This is a genomic window from Hydrogenimonas thermophila, assembly GCF_900115615.1.
Lineage (GTDB): Bacteria > Campylobacterota > Campylobacteria > Campylobacterales > Hydrogenimonadaceae > Hydrogenimonas > Hydrogenimonas thermophila.
This window is the reverse complement of record NZ_FOXB01000011.1, coordinates 39,869-59,791: the sequence shown is the minus strand read 5'-3', so window position 1 is coordinate 59,791 and position 19,923 is coordinate 39,869. Positions and strand designations below refer to the sequence as shown.

Sequence of the window (19,923 nt, the reverse complement as noted above, 5' to 3'; positions counted from 1 at the left end):
CCCTCTCGTGTTTTTGCTATGGTTAGACAGTGATAAGTTAAAGAACTAAAGCTAATTTACTTCAAATTGATGATGGAATTGTAATAGTGCCATCACCTTTTAATTGTCAATCAAACCAACTTAGTTTGATTGTAAAAGCACTCTAATCTAAAGTTATAATTTTAGATTAAACTCTTAAAAGTGCTTTCAAAATCAAACTCATTTCAAGAGAAAAATCTCTTGAAAATTGGTTGTTTTTAAAATAGCTTTAAAAAGCTATTGCTTTTTTATTTTTTTGTCCTTTTTAAGTTATTTTTTATAAAAAGGCTAAATATAGATATTTGGACAAAATCACTCCCTTTTAAAATTCTACATAATCATATACTTTCATCAAGTTTTAGCTAATAAAACAAACTTGATGGAGGTAACTACAAATGGACGAACTACAAAGAGACCTATACAAAACACTCTTTGAGACTTACAAAACAGCCGCACTTACCAGAAAACAAGCTGCAAAGGTATTAGGCATTTCAGTAGCTACACTTGACCGGCTAAAAGAGCAGGGTATAGGACCAGAGTATCAAAAGAAAGATACACCGGGAGGACGTGGAGCAGTACGCTACCCATTGCAGGCGATAGTTAGCTATTTGACTAACAATAACGTAAAAACAGCGTAAGAGGTAGCATAATGGCAATAACACTACTCCTACTACAAATACAAGGCTCAAAGCAAATCCAAAAGCTAATAATACAGCACTTATTAGCAATCGTCCAAGCACCAGAGCGAAGCGGTAAAACTCTAATGGTAATTGATGCAGTAGAGCATCTAACTTGTAAAAAGATTTTGGTTATCACTAAAAAAGCTGCTATCAGTGGATGGGAAGATGATCTTAAAAAGTATGAAGCAAAGAAAGATTATACAGTCATCAATTATGAGAGTTTACACAAAGTAAGCGGAGATTTTGACCTCATCATCATTGATGAATTTCATTATGCGATAAGCAGTTTTCCAAAAACACCCGCTAAAGCAAAGCTGATCAGAAATAATTGGTTAAATGTACCAAAGATTTTAATAAGTGCTACACCAGCAGCAGAGAGTGCTAGTCAATGGTTTCACCCGTTATGGTTATGTGGAAGTCATCCATTTAGCAAGTATAAAAACTTCTACAGTTGGGCAAGGCTATTTGTAAACAAAAAACAGCGTTTTATTATGGGTAGAGCTATCAACGATTATTCAGAAGCTAAGACAGATAGAATTATGGATGAGGTGAGACCATACCTGCTACAGATTACCAGAGAGCAGACGGGCTTTAAATATCAACCAAAGATAGTACCGCATTATGTAGAGCTTGGACCACGTACAATGGAGCTTTTAGCTACTTTACAGCGTGATAGAGTTTTAGCGGGATTTGTAGCAGATACACCTATAAAGCTAATCAATGGACTTTACCAGATAGAGTGCGGATGTTTAAAGATTGATGATGAATATCACGATACAGGCGGTAGAGAGTATGTCAATTATATAAAAGAGCATTGGGGAGATACCAAAGACGTGGCAATTATGACCAGGTGGATTGGGCAACGTAAAATATTTGAGAAAGAGTTTAAAAATGCATTGATTCTAAGCAGTCATAGCCACGCGGAGGGAGTGGAGTTATCGCATATAGAGCATTTAATAATAGCCAGTATGGATTATTCAACAGCACGTTTTCAGCAGCGGAACGCAAGACAGGCATCTATGCATAGAAAGACACCTATCAACGTTCATATACTTATGACACGAGGCGGAGTGTCAGAAGCAGTTTTTGAAGCGGTAGCACTTAAACATAAAGACTTTAAAGCCAGAATGTTTATTAATCGGCATCCAAAAGGATTTTAGTTAATGCAGGATAATTATATCACATTTGTTGAGATAGTTAAATCACTATATGACTTACTGGAGCAGAAGAAGATTAGCGATAGTGAGTTTACTATCTTGATGATATTGCTTAAAAAGACAATTCTATTTAAAAAAAGAAGCGATGCTATCAGTATAAGTCAATGGATGGATGAATCCGGTATGAGTAAAGCTAAAGTAGTAAAGATTTTGAAATCTATTGAAGAAAAAAAACTTATAAAGGTACAGCGCAGAAAATCCAAAATTGGTATGGACATAACAAGCGTTTACAGTATCGCTTTAAATAATAAAAAGTTATTGCAAGGTGTATCAAAATTAAACACCCAAAATTTAGGCGTTTCAGGTGTATCAAAATTAAACACCGGTGTATCAAAATTGAACACACAATTAATAGATAGAACATATGATGAAGAATACGCGCGCGCATATGTGATGGAGAACTTTGACGAGTTTATAAGCTATCTTATAGGCGAAAATGAAAAAAGAGATCCAAAGTTTAGAGTGGAAAATTTACAGGCTTATAAGCGAAACATAAAAGCAAAAATAGAGAGTGAAGATTTTCTTACAGTTGATAATTGCAAGAAGTTCATGCAGTTAAAAAAGGGCAAATATGAGTGAACAGCAGATACAAAAGAAGATTATCGACTATTTGAACAGAATCGGGGCTTATAGCGTCAAAACTGTAGCAACTAATAGAGCAGGAACACCAGACATTTTGGCTTGTTTAAATGGCAAATTTATCGCTATCGAAGTTAAAAGACCAGGAGGAAGAGTAACACCATTGCAAGAGCATCACATAAACGAGATTAAAAAAGCAGGTGGAATAGCATTTGTAGCACATAGCGTTGATGAGGTGAAGCAGAACTTAGAAGAGTTGATTTAAGCGTATCGAGGTACGTTTAAATCAGCCGGCTGAAAGATTCAAACAAAAGGATGTTAATGCAACAGATGAGTAATGCTGAATATCGGGCAAAAGATGGAATCAGTAGCAGTGATTTTAGGCTTTTAGAACTATCACCACTGCATTACGTACACCGAGAGCGTTTTAAGCTAGAGGGTAAACAGTTTGATTTTGGAACTCTTTTACACGCAATGGTACTGGAGCCAGAAACTCTTAGTAATGAGTTTGTCAAAGAAGAGTTTGACGGATGCAGGGAAAACAAGAACTCTAAAAAATACAGAGAGGCTAAAGCTAAATTCCTTGAAGAAAATGCAGGTAAGCAAGTAGTAGCAGTGGATGAGTGGGAGACAGCAGAGCGAATGGCAGAGAACATTAGAGCCATAGCAGGTGGGATTCTTAGCAATGGAGTAGCTGAACGCTCCATATTTGCTAAAGATGATCTTGGTTTTACGCGTAAATGCAGACCAGACTATTACCTGCAAAAAGCGGGAATTGTGATCGACATAAAAACGACCAAGAGCGTGGATCCTTACAGCTTTGAGAAAGCTATCTATGATTACAGATACCACCGTCAAGCTGCTTGGTACCTTGACACTCTTAAATTGGCAGGTTATCCGGCTGAAACTTTTATCATTGTAGCAGTTGAAAAGCAATCACCATACCTAGTACGTATCTATCAGCTTGAACAGGAAGCTATTGAAGCAGGAAGAGAAAACTATCTTTACCACTTGGAGCGATTAAAGAAGTTTTTGGACACTGGGGTTGGACAGGTAGCAGAGCCAATAAGTTTACCTGCTTGGTACTGGAAGCAAGAGAGCGGAGCATAAAACACTAAGAGAGAGCCAAAAAAGGCAATAAAATCAACGAAAAGCGTCAGGGGTATATCTTACTATACCTCAACGCTTAAAACGTCTTAAAATCAATTATAGGAGTAAATGAGATGAGTAACATAATGACCAGAGAGAATGAGTTAAAACAGTTAATCATACCAAAGAGAAAAATGCTTGATACTTTGATGGGCGATAAGACCAGAGGGGCTAAGTTTGCAGCAACACTATTACAAGCAGGGCTAGATTACAATCTAAGAAACTGTTCAACTAAAAGCATTGTTGAAGCAGGTATAGCGGCGGGAATGTTGAAACTTATGCCGGGTAAAGAGCTTGGATTAGCTTATTTAGTACCTTACAAAACAAAAACGGGTGAAACAGTTTGCCAGTTACAGATTGGATGGAGAGGCTATATAACAATGCTTGAACGCATTGGATGGCATCTAAAAGCGTATGCAGTCTATTCAGTAGATGAGTTTGATTACGAGATAAACGGATGGGAAGAGAAGCTTACATTCAGACCGAACTATGAGAGCCGACAGAGTAATCCGGAATGGATATATCAGAACTTGGAGAAAGTTGTAACTATCGTCAAAGCCAGAGATGGAGAGATACTTTACAACGTTATGACAAAGCAAGAGATAGAGAAGATCCGATTAAAGAGCCAGAACCAGAAAGACCACAGCAGACCATCAGGCGTATGGTTTGAATGGTACGAGCAGATGGCAATTAAGAGTGCAATTAAGCGACACATTAAACGTTTACCTATAGCAAATGATGATGTAACAGTAGCACTTGGACTTGATGATATTGCAGAAAGAGGCAGCATACCAGATTATCAAAAGTTCCAAAAAGAGGCGGTAGTTGTTGAGGTAGATGCAACAGCAGACGCACCACAGTTGGAACAGCCAAAAGATGTTAATGCAATGCTTTTAAGTGGGGCAGTAGATACTAACCAGATGACACCAGAGCAGGAACTAACAAAAGCTTTGATAGATAGAGGAGTAGCACGCTCAAAAGCTTTACAGTATGCCAAAGAGAATGCAGAACAGGCTAACTCTTTATTGAGTGATTTGGGTTCATTGGATGCAATATCAGAAGAGTTGAGAGGATAGTAATGACAAGCAAGGAGATTAAATACTACAAAAAGTTTAGGAGAAAAGTAACAAGAGCGAAATATTGTCCATTTTGTGGGAAAAAACCTTTTTTTAAGTGGAAGATATACGATAAAAGTTCTACAGGTGGAGTTTGGCATCACGCTAAGATGGGTTGTAATAAATGCAAAATATCTCCAACTGTATCTGTAGGCTTTTCAGATAATGAGGGTAAACAGAATCCAAAACTTTTATGGAGTTCAATGAGCTGGGAAATAAACGAGTGGAATAAAAGAGCGCATTGGGAGGCTAAGAGATGATAAGCAAAGAGGTACTTAGTGAGGTTTTAGGTGTTGAAGTGGTAAATCTCACTGTCAGAGAGAATAATTACATATACTGGATACCTAATGAACGTTACAAGAATGCTCCATTAATACAAAAACCAATAAACATCTATGAGCTTGTTGATAAGTGTATCAGATGGATGGTTGACAATTTTCCTGAAGATGAAACCATCAATAATGGCGACCATTTTTACATAAATGATGTAAGTGTTTCGTATATAGGGCTTACTTATAATTTTCAGTGTATTGTAGGTTATCGTGGTCTTGATAGAGACGGTGATTGGGCGGATTTAAATAAGTATTTTGATGGAGACGCACTTCAAGAGGTAGTGTTGAAAGCAACTGAATGGGTAAAGAAGCAAACTAAGGGCGACAGATGATAAGCAAACAAGAAGCACTATCAAAGGTAGCCGGAATATGTGGCGAAGATACAGAGGAGTATAACTCTATTAAAGAGTTGTTGAGTGAGATTTACAAAGACCACGAAGAGATAGCCGGTTACTGGATAGCAGGTAACAAGAAGATAGATCAACTTACAGAAGAGTTGAAAGCTAAAGAAGCAATCATACAGCACTATGAGACAAAGCTTTTTAGAGATGAAGTCATAAAATAATTTTACAAACGGGAGGGGCTATAGTGAAATGTTTTAGGCTATAGTCTCACACCGGACACACAGACAAATTTTTACAAAAACCAAAAATAAGGGGTACTTATGAGTAGCCGCTATAATTGGAAAGCTATTGAAAAAGATTACTTAGCCGGAGAGCTTACAATAGCAGATGTAGCCGAGAAACATAAGATTGACAAAGGTTATCTGCACCGAGAAGCAAAGAAGCGTAATTGGGTACGTGCAAAAGTCAAAAAGTCAACAGCACCGAAACTTATTGATAATGCCTTTATATCGGAAATAGCTAAGGAGAAATACGAGGCTATAAAGTCAAAAATGGGCGACACGTTGACCGAGCTTGACGATATAGCATTGATACCACTTTGCAACCAGTACGCAAGGATGATAAATCTTGAACAGGTAGTTTTAAAAGAGGGTGTAACTATTATCAGCTCCAAAGGCGTACCATATGCAAACCCGAATTATAACGCCCTGCTTACAACAGTCAAAACAGTGGTATCACTTAGCAAAGAGCTTGGCTTAACAGTATCGAGCAGAAAGAAAATCGGAGTTGTACCTAAAAGCGACAATAAAAAGGATGATATTTTTGACATTACAAACATAGCGGAAGAGATAGACGTTTAAGGTTTAAAAAATTGATTGTTTGAAAAGTCCACTTTTCAATACTTTTTAGAGTGGTTTTTTAACTCTTTCAGAGCGTTTAAGGTTTAGTAAGCTTAAAAAGTATGTGGATTTTTTAGGATGTGAATAAAATTGCCAATATGTGAATAACTTGATTAAGGTTAGAGTGAAAAATCTACCTATTGTATATAAACCTTAAAAGATTTAACTAATCTATAATTTAATAATAAATATGTAGTTATTAGGTATAATTCTCTACATAGTGTTGATTAACATTTTTAAAAATGTAATCATATCATAAAAAGGAGGTGAATGAAAGCTAAAGAGATGGCAGAAGCAATCAACGTGCCAGAAAATACATTCAGCAGATGGAAGCAAAGCAGACCAGAGCTATATCAACGCATTGTAAAAAGCTTTGAATGTGAAGAGCTGCTTAATAAGCTGGATGTAACAGCGGATGAACTGAAAGAGGCTATCAAGGCTTATAAAGCCAAAGATGAGTAATAAAGCAGTGGGCGTGAGTTGGAAGCCTACCCACTGCAAATAATCCACTAAAAAGGATTAGATTTGAATACTACCAAAAAAGCAGTAAGGATTCAATCCCTGCAGGACCTGCTAGACACAGCTTTGAGAGCTGAAACAGCTGAAGAGATAACCATCACTTTTGATAGTGGTGCTTTTAAAGAGTTGGCTATTAGTATTTATGATGGTGGTTATACAGAAATGGATCTGTTTAAACTATTCAAAGATGCAAAAATTCAAATTACAAAATAAAGAGAGGTGAGAGATGGCAAATAATCAAAACCTAATAACAGTAGAAAGAGAAAGACTACTTAAGTTAGCAGATGAGTTACTAGATGCAAACTTGCAATATACGGCGGCGGCTAGTACATTGGCAATGGCTGAATATATGGAGGAGAATTTAGAACCGGATGAATATGATTCATTTGATCAGATGCAGTTAATCTTAAATGGTATTGGGCGTAATATGAAACAAGCAATGGAAAGAAGCCACTTAGTATATGAAGAGCTTGACAGAATACTTTCAGGTAAATAGTACCTGCTACACCCCGATTGAATGATCGGGGATTAATGCTACCCGTTTGCTACCCTCTTTAATCCCTGCTTGACCTCATCAAAACTTTACTATTACATTGTAACACTATCATTTTATTATCTGCTTGACCTCATCAGGACTGTAAAAACCTTTACAGGGTAGCAAAAAGGTAGAAATCTAAAAGATGGGTAGCAATAGGGTAGCAATCAGTATTACATAGAAAACTTAAACACTTGATTGAAATGGTTATGAAGTCCGATTTTATGGAGTTTTGAAGTGGTGGGCCAACCAGGACTCGAACCTGGGACCATCCGGTTATGAGCCGGATGCTCTAACCAACTGAGCTATTGGCCCTTTGAAAATTAGAGGTAACTAACTTTCGAGCTGGAATTATACAAAAAATTAAATCGAAAAGCAAGTAAATTTTCCAAAATTCCAAAAAGAACCATGAAATTTATAAAACTACTTCCTCCGTGACTTAAAAGAGGAAGCGGTACACCAACCACTGGAGCTAGTCCAATAGTCATTAAAATATTTACACTTGTATATACAAAAATCAAAAAAGCTATACCATATGCAAACACTTTTATATAGTAGTCAGTGTATGGTTGCAAACCTAAACTAAAGATATGCAAAATCAGCATAGCATATAAAAGTATTAAAAGAGCGGCTCCTACAAAGCCGAATCTCTCTACAAAATATGCAAATATAAAATCACTCGATGCAATGGGTAAAAATTTTAGTTGAGTTTGTGTTGCTTCATCTTTTGGCTTTCCTGTTAAGCCTCCTGAACCTATGGCAATGATTGATTGTTGAACGTGGTAACTTGGTTTTTCTGCAAGGAAATCGTGAATACGCTTTTTTTGATAGTCGTGTAGATTACTATAGAGAAATGGTGCAGCAACAGCTAAAGTTATGATAATTCCTGCCCAAATTTTCCAGTGAACGCCAACTACAAATAAAATTCCGTACCCTATTATTAGTAGAACCATAGCTGTTCCTAGATCTGGTTCTTTTGCTATTAGAAAAAATGGAAGCAGAATTATGAATGATAATTTTAGAAAATCTTTTAGTCTATAACCATCTTTTGGTGGAGGATTTTCTTGTATAAGATAGGCAAGCATTAATATAAATGCAGGTTTAAAAAGCTCTGATGGCTGTATAGTTAAGCCTATAAATGGTATCTCAAGCCATCTTTGTGCACCCAGTTTTGTAACCCCAAAAAGATCTACACTTATTAAAAGAAATATGTTGCCCCAGTAAAAATATGGTATTAGCCAACGAATAGAACGCCAGGGTATAAGAAAAAATATGAAAAATACCAAAAAACCAAGACCAATGTAGAAAAGCTCTTTTCTAAAGAGGGCAAAGCTTATTTCGTTAACCAAAACCAGTGAAACAGTTATTATAGGCAAGATAAGTAGCAGTAAAAAAAAATCAAAGTGTGTTAAAATGCGCCTGTCAAATATAGGAGAAAATTTCATCTGTTTACCTGCAGAGTTAATTGGAGATATTTTATCGAATCAATGGAAAGAAATAGTTTAATGCAAACAATTGTTGCTACAAAATCTGAGCGTTTAGACAAATTGCTTCAAAAATCACTTTATGTATCAAGAAACCAGATAGAACAGTTGATAAAAAAAGGTTATGTCAGTGTAAATGGCAAAGTTGTTACTAAAGCAGGATTTAAAGTTCAATTAGAAGATATCATTGAATATTCATTGCCAAAAGTTGAAAAAAGAGAGAGTGAAAGAGTCGATTTTGATGTCGAAGTTCTATATGAAGATGATGATATTATGGTTATTAATAAACCATCACCTCTTGTTGTTCATCCTGCTCCAAGTGTAAAAGAGGCAACACTTGTAGATTGGTTAAGACTTAAAGGTGTTTCACTTTCTACAATCAGCGGAGATGAGCGTCATGGTATTGTTCATCGTCTTGACAAAGAGACCAGTGGTGCTATGGTCATTGCCAAAAATAATGAGTCACATGAAAAACTCTCATTGCAGTTACAAAATAAAAGTATGGGACGCTATTATGTAGCTATTATTGACTATCCTTTAAAAGAGGATATTTGTGTAGAAAAGCCTATAGCAAGAAACCCTGCAAATCGTCTAAAAATGGGGATTGTAAGTGGTGGAAAATATGCTAAAACAGCTTTTAAGAAATTAGCTGTTTGCAAGCAGGGAAATTTTGAACTTATAGCAGCTAAGCTTTATACAGGAAGAACACATCAAATAAGAGTCCATCTTTCTGCGTTGGGAAGGCATATTGTAGGTGATAGTTTATACGGTTTTAAGAGCAAAAACGATACTATCAGACGCATTATGCTCCATGCATATATACTCTATTTGAACCATCCAAAAAGCGGCGAAACGCTCTACTTTGTAGCGCCGTTTCCAGAAAATATATTTTCAGAAATTTCCATGTGTATAGATAAGGAGAAACTTCATGAAATTTTGGATTCAAACAGTTTGCTTAACGCTTTTAATGGTTGCGATGGGTGGATGTGCCGGTAAAAACCTGACATCAAAAACACCTAAAGTTGCTCCAAACTTGCCACCTGTGACATCTATTAAAACATTATCAGATCTTACAAGTGTAGGATTTGAGTGGAAAATGGTACCTTCTCAAGAAATAGAAGGTTATCATCTTTATCGTTTAGAACCTGGTAAAGAGCAAAAGCTTAAACGTGTAGCTACCATTGCAGACAGATATAGTTCACACTATGTTGATACCAAATTAAAACCTGGTCAAGAGTATGTATATCAAATGTCTACATACAATAAAGAGGGGTTTGAGTCAAAACAGTCTGAACCGGTTCGTGTTCGTACCAAGCCAGTGCCTGAGTCAGTTAGTTTTGTTCGTGCTATTGCCAATTTGCCAAAGAGGGTAAAACTCATTTGGCGACCGCATCAAAATTCTCAAGTAAGTGCATATATTATTGAAAGGGCTGTTGTTAGAGAGCCTAATAATTGGACAAAGATTGCTACAGTTGAAAATAGATTGAGTGCTGAATATATGGATAAGGATTTAAAAGATGGTGAAGTATACATATACCGCGTACGCGTTAAGTTATGTAATGGGATCATAACTGGACCAAGTACAGCAGTAAAAGCTATTACAAAACCTTTGCCACTTCCTCCTATGGGACTGCACGCAACAATAGATAAACCTAAAAAAATTCATCTTGAATGGCAGCCAAGCCCTACAAAAGATGTGGTTTATTACAAAGTATACAGAAGTCCTTTTTCAAGTGCATTTTACAGCTATCGTGCAAAAACAGATAAAATAACTTATGATGATATAGTAGATGAAGATGGAAAAATTTACTACTATAAAGTTACAGCAGTTGATAAAGATGGACTTGAAAGTCCAATATCTGAAGTTCCTGTAATGGGAAGCACTCTTTCAAAACCTGCTACTCCAACTATCACAGATGCAAGAGTAGTTGACAATCATGCTATTTTAAGATGGAACTCTAATGATAAGAGAACAAAGAGTTATGTTGTAGTCCGTAATCACTGGGAAGGTTTAATAAAGAGAAAACGAGAGTTTATCAATATATCAAAGACAGACTTTATGGATACTATGATGCAACCTGGTACTAGGTATACTTATCGTGTAATGGCAGTAGATAAGTATGGAATTCGTTCAGAGCCTTCTGAGCCTGTAGAACTATTTATTGAAGATATTCATTAACCCATGCCACACATTAGAGTAGAATCATTTAATTTTCACGAAAAGTTGCCTCTACAAAGTGGAGAGGTCTCTTTTCTTTGGTATGCAAGGAATATGGAACATCTTAATGATGGTCTGTTGGGAGTTGCAGTAGATAATATTCCATTTTTACTGCAAGTTAAACCAAAAAACAAAGAGTTGCTTTTAAAAGCAGAAAAGATTTCGCGGCCATCTCCAAATACACTGATTAAAAGAGCATTACAAGAGTATTTGAATATTACCGGTCAAAAACCAAGTTACTCAAATATTGCAAATGTTGATAATGTACCTCTTAAAAAGCCTTTACCTTCATTGAAAGAGATAGCTACATTTAATGCTGATGATTTGCCTGATAAAGAGGTTTGGATAGAGATAGGCTTTGGAAGCGGACGACATCTGCTGTATCAAGCAAAAGAGAATCAAAATGTTCATCTTATAGGTCTTGAAATTCATCGTCCTTCACTTGAGCAGGTAATGAGAAGAATAGATCTTGAAGGACTCGATAATGTATGGGTTATCGATTATGATGCAAGGCTTTTTATGGAACTTCTTCCAAGTAACAGGATTGAGAGGATCTTTGTCCACTTCCCAGTTCCTTGGGATAAAAAGCCACATCGACGTGTAATATCTGATACTTTTATGAATGAAGCAATGCGTGTTTTAAAGCCTGGTGGAAGACTTGAACTTCGTACAGACAGTGATAACTACTTTCATTACTCTATGGAGGTTTTTACCAGACCAAAGCATGTTAAGTTGACTCTGGAAAAAAATAGTGAAGCAGCTGTAAAAAGTAAATATGAAGAGAGATGGTTGCGATATGAAAAAGATATCTATGAGATACGGGTTGAATCATTGGAAGAGTCTGAACCAAAGAGTATAGATGTATGTTTTGACTTTCCGCAAAACATTGGAATCTCTTCACTATTTAAGCAAAAACCTAAAAGTGCCTGGATAGAAAATGGATGCTTTGCACATATAGAGCGTTTTTATGCAATAAATGAAAATGATGGTTTAATACGTCTATCTTTGGGAAGTTTTGACAGACCCGAGCATAAGTTTATCCTTATTGAAAATGGAAAGATGAAATATTATCCTCATAATCCTGTAAGAACTGAAACTAATCATAAAGCGCATCAAATTATTTTAAAATGGATGCAAGCATGCAAAATGTAATTGAAGCAAATGGTTTAAAACTTGCTTATCCACAGCATGAACCTGTAATAAAAAATGCTACTTTTACAGTAAAATCTAGTGAATTCGTCTTTATTACAGGTGCAAGTGGAAGTGGCAAGTCTACACTGTTGAAATCATTTTATGGTGTTATTCCTCCTTTTGGTGGAAGTTTGATTGTTGGCGGAGTTGATATGGGAAGAGTAAGGTCTTCTAAATTATATAAGCTTCGTCGCCACCTAGGAGTAGTTTTTCAAGACTATAAACTTATTAAAGAGTGGAATGTTGAAAAGAATGTAACTTTACCATTGATGATTGCCGGTTTTTCTAAAGATGTTAGTAGAACTCAAGCTAAAAAACTTCTTGCTCACGTAAAACTTTCACATAAGTCCGATCGCTATCCAATGGAGCTTAGCGGTGGTGAACAGCAGCGTGTTGCAATGGCAAGAGCTTTGGCTCATAACCCTTTTTTGATTTTAGCTGATGAACCTACCGGAAATCTTGATGAATATTCAAGTCAGGTTGTATGGGAGTTGCTTGAGCGTGCCAATCAAGATCTTAAAACAACTGTAGTAGTTGTTACACATCGCATACCAGAAGTTTTAAATATTCCTTATCGTCATTTAATGATAGAAAATGGAGCTATATATGAGATCCATTAGAAACCATTTGGGGTTGATACTACCGCTTTTTGCCATACTTTTTAGTATAGAGTATTTAATGTTTATCGATAGAATTTTAAACTTTTATGAGGATCGTTTAAATAGCGAATACTCATTGATAATAGTTTCTGATAATAATATTACCACTTCAGACATACAGCAAAGTGATACTTTGATTAAAAGTGCAGAGTTAATTAGCATTGAGAAAGTTTTAGATAAAATCCGACAACAGATAAGTTCAAAAAATATTCATAAGATAAAAGATATTGTACCATCCTTTTATACAGTAAAACTAAGACACTATACTGATGCACAAAGAATTGAGATATTAAAAAAGAATTTAATGCGCTTAAAAGGTGTTAAGAGTGTACACGCTTTTGAAAACATGCATGATAAGATGTATGAAATATTGAGCTTTTTTAAAACAAATATATCTATTTTTATAATTATAATTTCAGTTATTTCATTTCTATTAATGATAAAACAGATGACAATTTGGCAATTAGAGCATTATGAGCGTATGCAAATAATGGCACTTTTTGGTGCTCCTGTCTGGCTTAGAAGCACAATACTAATTAAATTAGCAATAGTTGATGCCACTTTGGCTTTATTGTTGACGTTAGGAGTTATTTATTACATTTTAAATCAGCCTCAAGTACTTTCATTTATTTCAGAACTTGGAATGACTGATATTCCATCGTTTTGGCAAGAAGATACATATTTACTTGCTTCTATCTCATATGGTGTAGCACTAACTAGTACTTTATGGGTTATAGTAAGATTCAAGGAACAGTAGTGCGTATATTGTTTTTATTGTTTCTTTCTATATCTTTAATATATGCCAGTTCAATTGATGTAAAGATTGCATCTTCAAAAAAGAAGTTACGAGAAACAAAAAACAGTTATGCATATATGGATAAAAAACTTGCTGGTATTGCAAAAGAGATAAAGAAAAATGAGTCAGAGTTAAAAAAACTTGACAGGATTTTAAAAGATTTAGATAGTGAGATTGAACGAAGTTCAAAAATTCTTTCATCCTCAGAAGAGCGTCTAAAAAAGATACAAAAAGAGTTGAAAATATTGGAAGAGAAAAAGAGGGCTCAAGAGAACCAATTTGCTAAGATGATTGCAAACTCTTATATATTGGAGTATATAAAAAAAGACAAAGGACTTCAAAGTCCTGATGATGTAATTGAAAATGAAGTACTTGAAGTATTGATACATAAAAGTACAGAGCAGATTGGAAATATGGAGAAGAGTTTACTTCAAACTATTAATAAAAAAGAGCAACTTGACAGCGAAGCTCAAAAGCTAATATCAATGATAGACAGGTTGAAGTCAAAAAAAGATTATGCTGCAAAGGAAAAAAAACGAAAGACAGAGCTTCTCTCATTACTAGAAACTGAGAAAAAGAAGTATCAACAACGTTTAGAGCGACTTCAAAAAGAGGAACGTGATTTAAGAAATACACTTGCTAGACTTAACATTATTAAGCGTGAAGAGATAGAGAGAAGAAAAAAGCAGAGTTTAGCTAGTAAAAATAGAAAAAAGATAGATAGAGGAAATAAATTAAAAGTTCGAAAAATAGGATCATCTTTTCAAAAACATGCTATTGGAAGGTATAGAGGACCTAAGACAATATCACCTGTTGGAAAAGCAAAGGTAGTTAAAAAGTTTGGTGTTTATACCGACCCTGTTTATAAAATAAAAATCTTTAATGAGTCTATAACATTAAAACCATATAAAAAGAATGCAAAAGTCAAAAATGTATTAAATGGTCGTGTTGTTTTTGCAAAAGACACCCCTGTATTAGGAAAAGTAGTTATTGTAGAGCATAAAAATAATCTTCATACAATATATGCAAAGATAGATAAAATAGCTCCAACAATTAAAGAGGGAAAAAAGATTAAAAAAGGATATGTAATAGGTCGGATAAAAAAAGAGTTAATGTTTGAAGTAACACAAAAAAATCGTCATATAAACCCTCTTGAATTAATAAATCTAAAATAAGTAATTAACAAAATAGTTAAAAACTTCATTTTAATCTTTAATTCAAAATTTATATTGATCGTAATAAAATAGATTTATGATTAAAATGGAGGAAAGAGATGCATATAAGTTCTAAATTTAAAATATTATTGATTGTTGTTATTGTCCAAATAGCAATTATGCTATCTTTAGGATATGTAACACATAGTAAAGTTTATGATCTTGTAATAGAAAGTAATGTTGATAAAGCTAGAAAATCTGCTCAGCAATTGATTGCAATGAGAGGATATATGGCTTCAATTGCACCATATGTAAAGTTTACAAAAGATAGTATCTCTCATTGGGCTGCAACGCCTGCTTATTCTGGTGGTAAAGTTGCTCAAAAACTCACTAAAACAGCTGGTTTTTATATAAAACAGACATCTTTAAAGTATAGAAATCCTGCAAATAAACCTGATAAATATGAAGTTGAAATTTTAAAGAAGCTTGAAAAAAATAAAATGGATGAGTTTTGGGAAATAGGTGAGTATAAAGGTGAAAGAGCAATAAGATATGCTAAACCTTTATATATAAAAAAGGTTTGTTTAAAATGTCATGGTGTTCCTTATAAAGATGTTCCTGAACATCTTTATAAAAAGCTGGTAAAAGATTATGGAAATGTTGCATTTAATTTTAAAGAGGGTGATTTAAGAGGTATTGTATCTGTTGCAGTACCTTTAAAATTTAGTGAATATGAGATAGCTCAAATTGATAATACTCTTTTAATAGCAAATATAATAGCAGCTTTACTATTTGTTGCGATACTTTATATTTCAATTACATTAATGTTTGAAAAAGAGATAATTGAACCTGCTAAAGAGTTATCCAATACATTACAGACACATGAAAATGACTTAACTATAGAACTGGAAGAAAAGGGTAGTGATGAGATTAGGGGAATTGTAAAAGCTGTAAATAACTTTATTTTCTCAATTCGAGATGTTGTAAGAAATACAAAAGAGGCTGTTTTTGGTACTAATAGAATAATTAGCAGTATAGCTAATACAACAGATGAAATTAATAAAGATATTCAAAACCAATCATATACTCTCAACTCTTCAATAAAAGGGTTAAAAGATGCTAGCAAACTCTTAAGTGATTCAAGTGAGTTATCAAATCAAACATTAGCCAATATAGAAGAGGCTCATAATAACATAATAGATGTTCAAAGTAGTACTTCAAATATAGTTGTTCAAGTACAAAACAGTAGTGAAATAGGTACAGAACTTGCTCATAAAATGGAGAGTGTAAGGGATAATGCTCAAGAGATTAAAAATATTGTAGAAGTTATTCAAGAGATTGCTGATCAAACAAATCTACTGGCACTTAATGCAGCAATAGAAGCTGCAAGAGCTGGAGAGCATGGTAGAGGTTTTGCTGTTGTTGCTGATGAGGTAAGAAAGCTAGCAGAAAGAACGCAAAAGTCACTTAATGAAATAAATTCAACAATAAATGTAGTTGTTCAGTCAGTTAATGATGTATCATCTGATGTTATAAATAATGCTCAAGATATTGAACATATTGCAGAAAAAGTTGCAGAAATCAATAGTAAAATTGCCAATACTGTCTCAATTATGAAGACTACAACAGCCATAACAAATGATGCTTCTAAGAAAGTTGAAAATGCTTCAATAGTAAATGAAAAAGCAACAGAAGATATTGAAAATGTTGGTAAATTGAGTATGGAAAATGTCTCTAAATTGAATAAGCTAAAACAGGATGTTATGCTCTTAAATGAAAGCATGAAAAATGTATTAGTTGATGTTGAAAAATTCAAATCTTAAGTTATTAAGCTGTAGAAAACTTAATTAAAGCAATTTTTAGATAAAATCCACTCAATTTCTAAGGCGAAAAAGGAGTGGCCATGTCGAAACAGCGGGTATTGGTTAAGTTTTCCGGCGAAGCTTTAGCTGGTGAAAGTGGGTATGGTGTTGATACATCTATATTAAAATTTATCGCCGAAGAGATTAAACAGCTTGTCGATAATGGAGTCGAAGTTGGTGTTGTTATTGGTGGCGGAAACATTATACGTGGAGTAACTGCTGCTAAAGATGGCATAATTAAAAGAACAAGCGGCGACTATATGGGAATGCTTGCAACAGTAATTAATGCAGTTGCTATGCAAGAAGCACTAGAGTATTTGGGAATGAAAGTAAGAGTTCAGAGTGCAATAAAAATGGAGCAGATATGTGAAACATTTATTGTACGTAAAGCAGTAAGACACCTTGAAAAAGGTCGCATTGTTATATTTGCTGCTGGAACCGGAAACCCATTTTTTACTACAGATACGGCCGCTACATTAAGAGCCATAGAAATTGGTGCAGATATGATTATCAAAGCAACAAAGGTAGATGGTGTTTATGATAAAGATCCAAATAAGTATAATGATGCAAGAAAACTTTCTCAACTTAGTTATGATGAAGCGTTGGCAGATAATATTAAGGTAATGGATGATACATCAATTGCATTGGCAAAAGAGAACAATTTACCAATCGTAGTATGCGATATGTTTAAAAAAGGAAACCTTCTTTCTATTATACAAGGTGACTATAATCGCTGTTCTATAGTGAAATAATTTTAAAAATAAAAAATAACAGGAGATAAAATGAGACTTGAAAAAGTAGCTGCACTTGCACTTGAAAAAGCAAACTTTAACAGATACCTTCTTTCATCAGCAGTTTCAAAACGTGCTAATGAACTTGCTGATGGTGCTGAGCCAAAAGTTGAAATGGATCCTAAAAAGCATAAATATGCAGATATTGCTATTGTTGAAATAGCTCAAGGATTGATTAAAATAGAGGGGATTGATAATTAAGGCTGCTCTGTGCAACAAATTTTAGAACCTCTAATAGAGAAAATCCGTAATGTTAAGAGTATTGATGAAGCTGAGAGTCTACTTTTTGAAACAATAAAGAAGAGTGAGCAGATAAAAGAGGCTTTAGAGTTTGCAAAAGAGGCTCATACAGGTCAATTTAGAAAAAGTGGTGAGCCATATATAATTCACCCGATTTTAGTTGCTGCTATTACTGCTGCTATAAGTGCAGATGAAACAATGGCTATAGCAGCACTTCTTCATGATGTTGTTGAAGATACTTCATATACAATTAAAGATATTAAAAGTAAGTTTGGTTCAGATGTATCTAATCTTGTTGAAGGATTGACAAAAATCATTGAGATTAGAGATAGTGAACTTCTTCCATCAACCTCAGATGAAAAGCTTCTGACATCAGCATTGACTTTTCGTAAAATGTTGATATGCTCAATAGAAGATGTACGGGTTTTGGTTATAAAGCTATGTGATCGTCTACACAATATGATGACACTAGATGCTCTACCAAAAGCAAAACAGCAAAGAATTGCTGAAGAGACACTTGTGGTTTATGCTCCTATAGCTCATAGATTAGGTATTGCAGCTATTAAAAATATATTGGAAGATTTAAGTTTTTACTACCTTTTCCCTGATGAATATGCAAAGATAGAGAATTTTTTAACATCACACAAGCAAGACTTTCAAATTAAGTTAAATACTTTCATTTCAAAAGTTAAAACATTAATGGTTCATGATGGATTTAAGGCTGGAAGTTTTGAAATTTTTGGTCGTCTTAAGCATCACTACTCAATATATTTGAAGATGCAGAGAAAAGGTATATCAATAGATGAAATACTTGATCTATTGGCTATTAGAGTTTTAGTTAAAGAACCTCTAGATTGCTACAGAGCACTTGGAACATTGCATCTAAATTTTAAACCTCTTATAGCAAGATTTAAAGATTATGTAGCATTGCCAAAAGAGAATGGTTACCAGACACTTCATACGACAGTCTTTGATGATACATCAATTATAGAGGCTCAAATTAGAACATTTAAAATGCATAAAACAGCTGAATATGGCATTGCTGCTCACTGGAAATATAAGTTAGGCAGTTCAAACATAAATATAGAGTGGCTTAAGAATCTGCAGTTTCAAAATGAGTCTATAGAAGAGTTTTATGAACTTGTCAAGAATGATTTATATAGCGAAGATATAAGTGTTTTTACTCCTGCAGGAGATCAAATAAGCTTGCCACGTGGTGCAACAGTATTAGATTTTGCATATGCAGTACATACGCAGGTTGGTGAGCGTGCAAGCGGTGCTTTGGTAAATAAAAAGCAAGCTTCACTGCTTACTGAACTAAAAAATGGGGATTTAGTAAGAATAATTACAGCTGATCATCCAATATACCACTGTACCTGGATTGATGCAGTTAAAACATCACGTGCAAAGAGTCATATGAGGATGAGATGCAATCAGCGTCGCAAAGAGATTGATCGTATGAGTTCAATCAATATTTTAAGTGCAACATTTTCTGTTTCTGTAAAAGAGATAGAAGAGTGGATAAAAGAAGAGGGAATTGAGTCTCAAATATATCGTGTAGCAAGAGAGCTTAGTTTCTATAAAGAGATAATTCATCGTTTTATTGATTCAAAAAAAGTTCGTTCTATATTTCCTGCATTTTTACAAAGACAGCATAGACGGCTAAAACAGTATGATTTTGAAAACTTTATAGTATATTCTGCAGATTATATTGGCAGTATAGAGTTTGATTACTGTTGTCATCCTAAAAGAAATGATCCTATTGTTGCATTCAAAATTGGCAGTAAAGCAGTTGTCCATCATAAATTTTGTGAGAAAGCATATGGGTTGATTAAAGATAATACCCCTATGCTATATATTGAGTGGAGTGATAGTAAAATGCAAGGCTATCGACTGTTAGTAACACTTAAAGATGAAAAAGGTGCATTGGCAAAATTTCTCTCTTACTTAGCAAAGATTGATTTAAATATAATTTCAATAAAACTTGGTGACGGATCATCTGTCAGCAATGTATGTGAAGTCATTTTTGAGACAAAAAGTCATGATCAAAATCGTTTAAAAGAGTTATTGGAGAAAAAATTCAAGTTGATTGAATTGGTTAGTCTTACCGATGCATATAAACAAATCTAAGAAGGGATAGG

Annotated in this window: 24 protein-coding genes and 1 tRNA gene; 23 read left to right on the top strand and 2 right to left on the bottom strand. The window is 34.5% G+C overall.

The window, feature by feature from the left end; genetic code table 11:
- The first annotated feature begins 413 nt into the window (after positions 1–413).
- The 13 genes from BM227_RS05415 to BM227_RS05355 all read left to right on the top strand — a co-directional run bounded on the left by BM227_RS05415 (position 414) and on the right by BM227_RS05355 (position 7,348).
- Positions 414–656: a helix-turn-helix domain-containing protein gene (locus BM227_RS05415; RefSeq protein ID WP_092911930.1), complete on the top strand. Its 243-nt coding sequence runs from the start codon at positions 414–416 to the stop codon at positions 654–656.
- 11 nt (positions 657–667) lie between these two features.
- Positions 668–1,858, top strand: coding sequence for a DEAD/DEAH box helicase (locus BM227_RS05410; RefSeq protein ID WP_092911929.1), 1,191 nt, complete (start codon positions 668–670; stop codon positions 1,856–1,858).
- 3 nt (positions 1,859–1,861) lie between these two features.
- Positions 1,862–2,494: a replication protein gene (locus BM227_RS05405; protein ID WP_092911927.1), complete on the top strand. Its 633-nt coding sequence runs from the start codon at positions 1,862–1,864 to the stop codon at positions 2,492–2,494.
- Positions 2,487–2,759, top strand: coding sequence for a VRR-NUC domain-containing protein (locus BM227_RS05400; RefSeq protein ID WP_092911925.1), 273 nt, complete (start codon positions 2,487–2,489; stop codon positions 2,757–2,759). Before BM227_RS05405 ends, BM227_RS05400 begins: the two co-directional genes overlap by 8 nt.
- A 56-nt stretch (positions 2,760–2,815) precedes the next feature.
- Entirely contained in the window at positions 2,816–3,604 is a 789-nt protein-coding gene (locus tag BM227_RS05395; protein ID WP_092911924.1) for a PD-(D/E)XK nuclease-like domain-containing protein, read from the top strand.
- 113 nt (positions 3,605–3,717) lie between these two features.
- Positions 3,718–4,719, top strand: coding sequence for a recombinase RecT (locus tag BM227_RS05390; protein ID WP_092911922.1), 1,002 nt, complete (start codon positions 3,718–3,720; stop codon positions 4,717–4,719).
- 2 nt (positions 4,720–4,721) lie between these two features.
- Positions 4,722–5,018, top strand: coding sequence for a hypothetical protein (locus BM227_RS05385; RefSeq protein WP_092911921.1), 297 nt, complete (start codon positions 4,722–4,724; stop codon positions 5,016–5,018).
- On the top strand, positions 5,015–5,422 hold the full coding sequence (locus BM227_RS05380) for a hypothetical protein (RefSeq protein ID WP_092911919.1): 408 nt from the start codon (positions 5,015–5,017) through the stop codon (positions 5,420–5,422). The genes BM227_RS05385 and BM227_RS05380 overlap by 4 nt, the downstream gene beginning before the upstream one ends.
- Positions 5,419–5,655: a hypothetical protein gene (locus tag BM227_RS05375; RefSeq protein ID WP_092911917.1), complete on the top strand. Its 237-nt coding sequence runs from the start codon at positions 5,419–5,421 to the stop codon at positions 5,653–5,655. The genes BM227_RS05380 and BM227_RS05375 overlap by 4 nt, the downstream gene beginning before the upstream one ends.
- Positions 5,656–5,754: 99 nt before the next feature.
- Complete coding sequence (locus BM227_RS05370) at positions 5,755–6,294, top strand: phage terminase small subunit P27 family (protein ID WP_092911915.1); 540 nt, start codon at positions 5,755–5,757, stop codon at positions 6,292–6,294.
- A gap of 309 nt (positions 6,295–6,603) precedes the next feature.
- The gene (locus BM227_RS05365; protein WP_092911913.1) at positions 6,604–6,795 is read left to right on the top strand and encodes a hypothetical protein; all 192 of its coding nucleotides are present in this window, start codon (positions 6,604–6,606) and stop codon (positions 6,793–6,795) included.
- A 63-nt stretch (positions 6,796–6,858) separates the two neighbouring features.
- Entirely contained in the window at positions 6,859–7,065 is a 207-nt protein-coding gene (locus BM227_RS05360) for a hypothetical protein (RefSeq protein WP_092911911.1), read from the top strand.
- Positions 7,066–7,078: 13 nt separating this feature from the next.
- Positions 7,079–7,348: a hypothetical protein gene (locus BM227_RS05355; RefSeq protein ID WP_092911909.1), complete on the top strand. Its 270-nt coding sequence runs from the start codon at positions 7,079–7,081 to the stop codon at positions 7,346–7,348.
- Between the two features lie 277 nt (positions 7,349–7,625).
- On the opposite strand, the gene BM227_RS05350 is transcribed toward BM227_RS05355, so the two are convergent.
- Both BM227_RS05350 and BM227_RS05345 read right to left on the bottom strand, forming a co-directional pair.
- Positions 7,626–7,702: transfer RNA gene (locus BM227_RS05350), tRNA-Ile, on the bottom strand.
- An 8-nt stretch (positions 7,703–7,710) separates the two neighbouring features.
- Positions 7,711–8,832 carry an FtsW/RodA/SpoVE family cell cycle protein gene (locus tag BM227_RS05345; protein WP_092911908.1) on the bottom strand — a complete coding sequence of 374 codons (1,122 nt, stop codon included), beginning with the start codon at positions 8,830–8,832 and terminating at the stop codon, positions 7,711–7,713.
- 60 nt (positions 8,833–8,892) lie between these two features.
- Between BM227_RS05345 and BM227_RS05340 the strand changes: the two genes are divergently transcribed.
- The 10 genes from BM227_RS05340 (at position 8,893) to BM227_RS05295 (ending at position 19,912) form a co-directional block, all read left to right on the top strand.
- Positions 8,893–9,867, top strand: coding sequence for an RluA family pseudouridine synthase (locus BM227_RS05340; RefSeq protein WP_092911906.1), 975 nt, complete (start codon positions 8,893–8,895; stop codon positions 9,865–9,867).
- Positions 9,800–11,050, top strand: a complete 1,251-nt coding sequence (locus BM227_RS05335; protein ID WP_092911905.1) for a fibronectin type III domain-containing protein — start codon at positions 9,800–9,802, stop codon at positions 11,048–11,050. Before BM227_RS05340 ends, BM227_RS05335 begins: the two co-directional genes overlap by 68 nt.
- 3 nt (positions 11,051–11,053) lie before the next feature.
- Positions 11,054–12,241: a tRNA (guanosine(46)-N7)-methyltransferase TrmB gene (gene trmB / locus BM227_RS05330; RefSeq protein WP_092911903.1), complete on the top strand. Its 1,188-nt coding sequence runs from the start codon at positions 11,054–11,056 to the stop codon at positions 12,239–12,241.
- Entirely contained in the window at positions 12,229–12,900 is a 672-nt protein-coding gene (locus BM227_RS05325) for a cell division ATP-binding protein FtsE (protein ID WP_092911902.1), read from the top strand. The genes trmB and BM227_RS05325 overlap by 13 nt, the downstream gene beginning before the upstream one ends.
- Complete coding sequence (locus tag BM227_RS05320; protein WP_092911900.1) at positions 12,887–13,696, top strand: hypothetical protein; 810 nt, start codon at positions 12,887–12,889, stop codon at positions 13,694–13,696. The genes BM227_RS05325 and BM227_RS05320 overlap by 14 nt, the downstream gene beginning before the upstream one ends.
- The gene (locus BM227_RS05315) at positions 13,696–14,910 is read left to right on the top strand and encodes a murein hydrolase activator EnvC family protein (RefSeq protein WP_177202000.1); all 1,215 of its coding nucleotides are present in this window, start codon (positions 13,696–13,698) and stop codon (positions 14,908–14,910) included. The genes BM227_RS05320 and BM227_RS05315 overlap by 1 nt, the downstream gene beginning before the upstream one ends.
- A gap of 98 nt (positions 14,911–15,008) precedes the next feature.
- Entirely contained in the window at positions 15,009–16,712 is a 1,704-nt protein-coding gene (locus BM227_RS13160) for a methyl-accepting chemotaxis protein (protein ID WP_092911897.1), read from the top strand.
- Between the two features lie 80 nt (positions 16,713–16,792).
- Positions 16,793–17,503: a UMP kinase gene (pyrH, locus tag BM227_RS05305; protein WP_092911895.1), complete on the top strand. Its 711-nt coding sequence runs from the start codon at positions 16,793–16,795 to the stop codon at positions 17,501–17,503.
- A gap of 30 nt (positions 17,504–17,533) precedes the next feature.
- Positions 17,534–17,743, top strand: a complete 210-nt coding sequence (locus BM227_RS05300; RefSeq protein WP_092911893.1) for a DNA-directed RNA polymerase subunit omega — start codon at positions 17,534–17,536, stop codon at positions 17,741–17,743.
- A 9-nt stretch (positions 17,744–17,752) separates the two neighbouring features.
- The gene (locus BM227_RS05295) at positions 17,753–19,912 is read left to right on the top strand and encodes a RelA/SpoT family protein (protein ID WP_342707886.1); all 2,160 of its coding nucleotides are present in this window, start codon (positions 17,753–17,755) and stop codon (positions 19,910–19,912) included.
- The last annotated feature ends 11 nt before the right edge of the window (positions 19,913–19,923 follow it).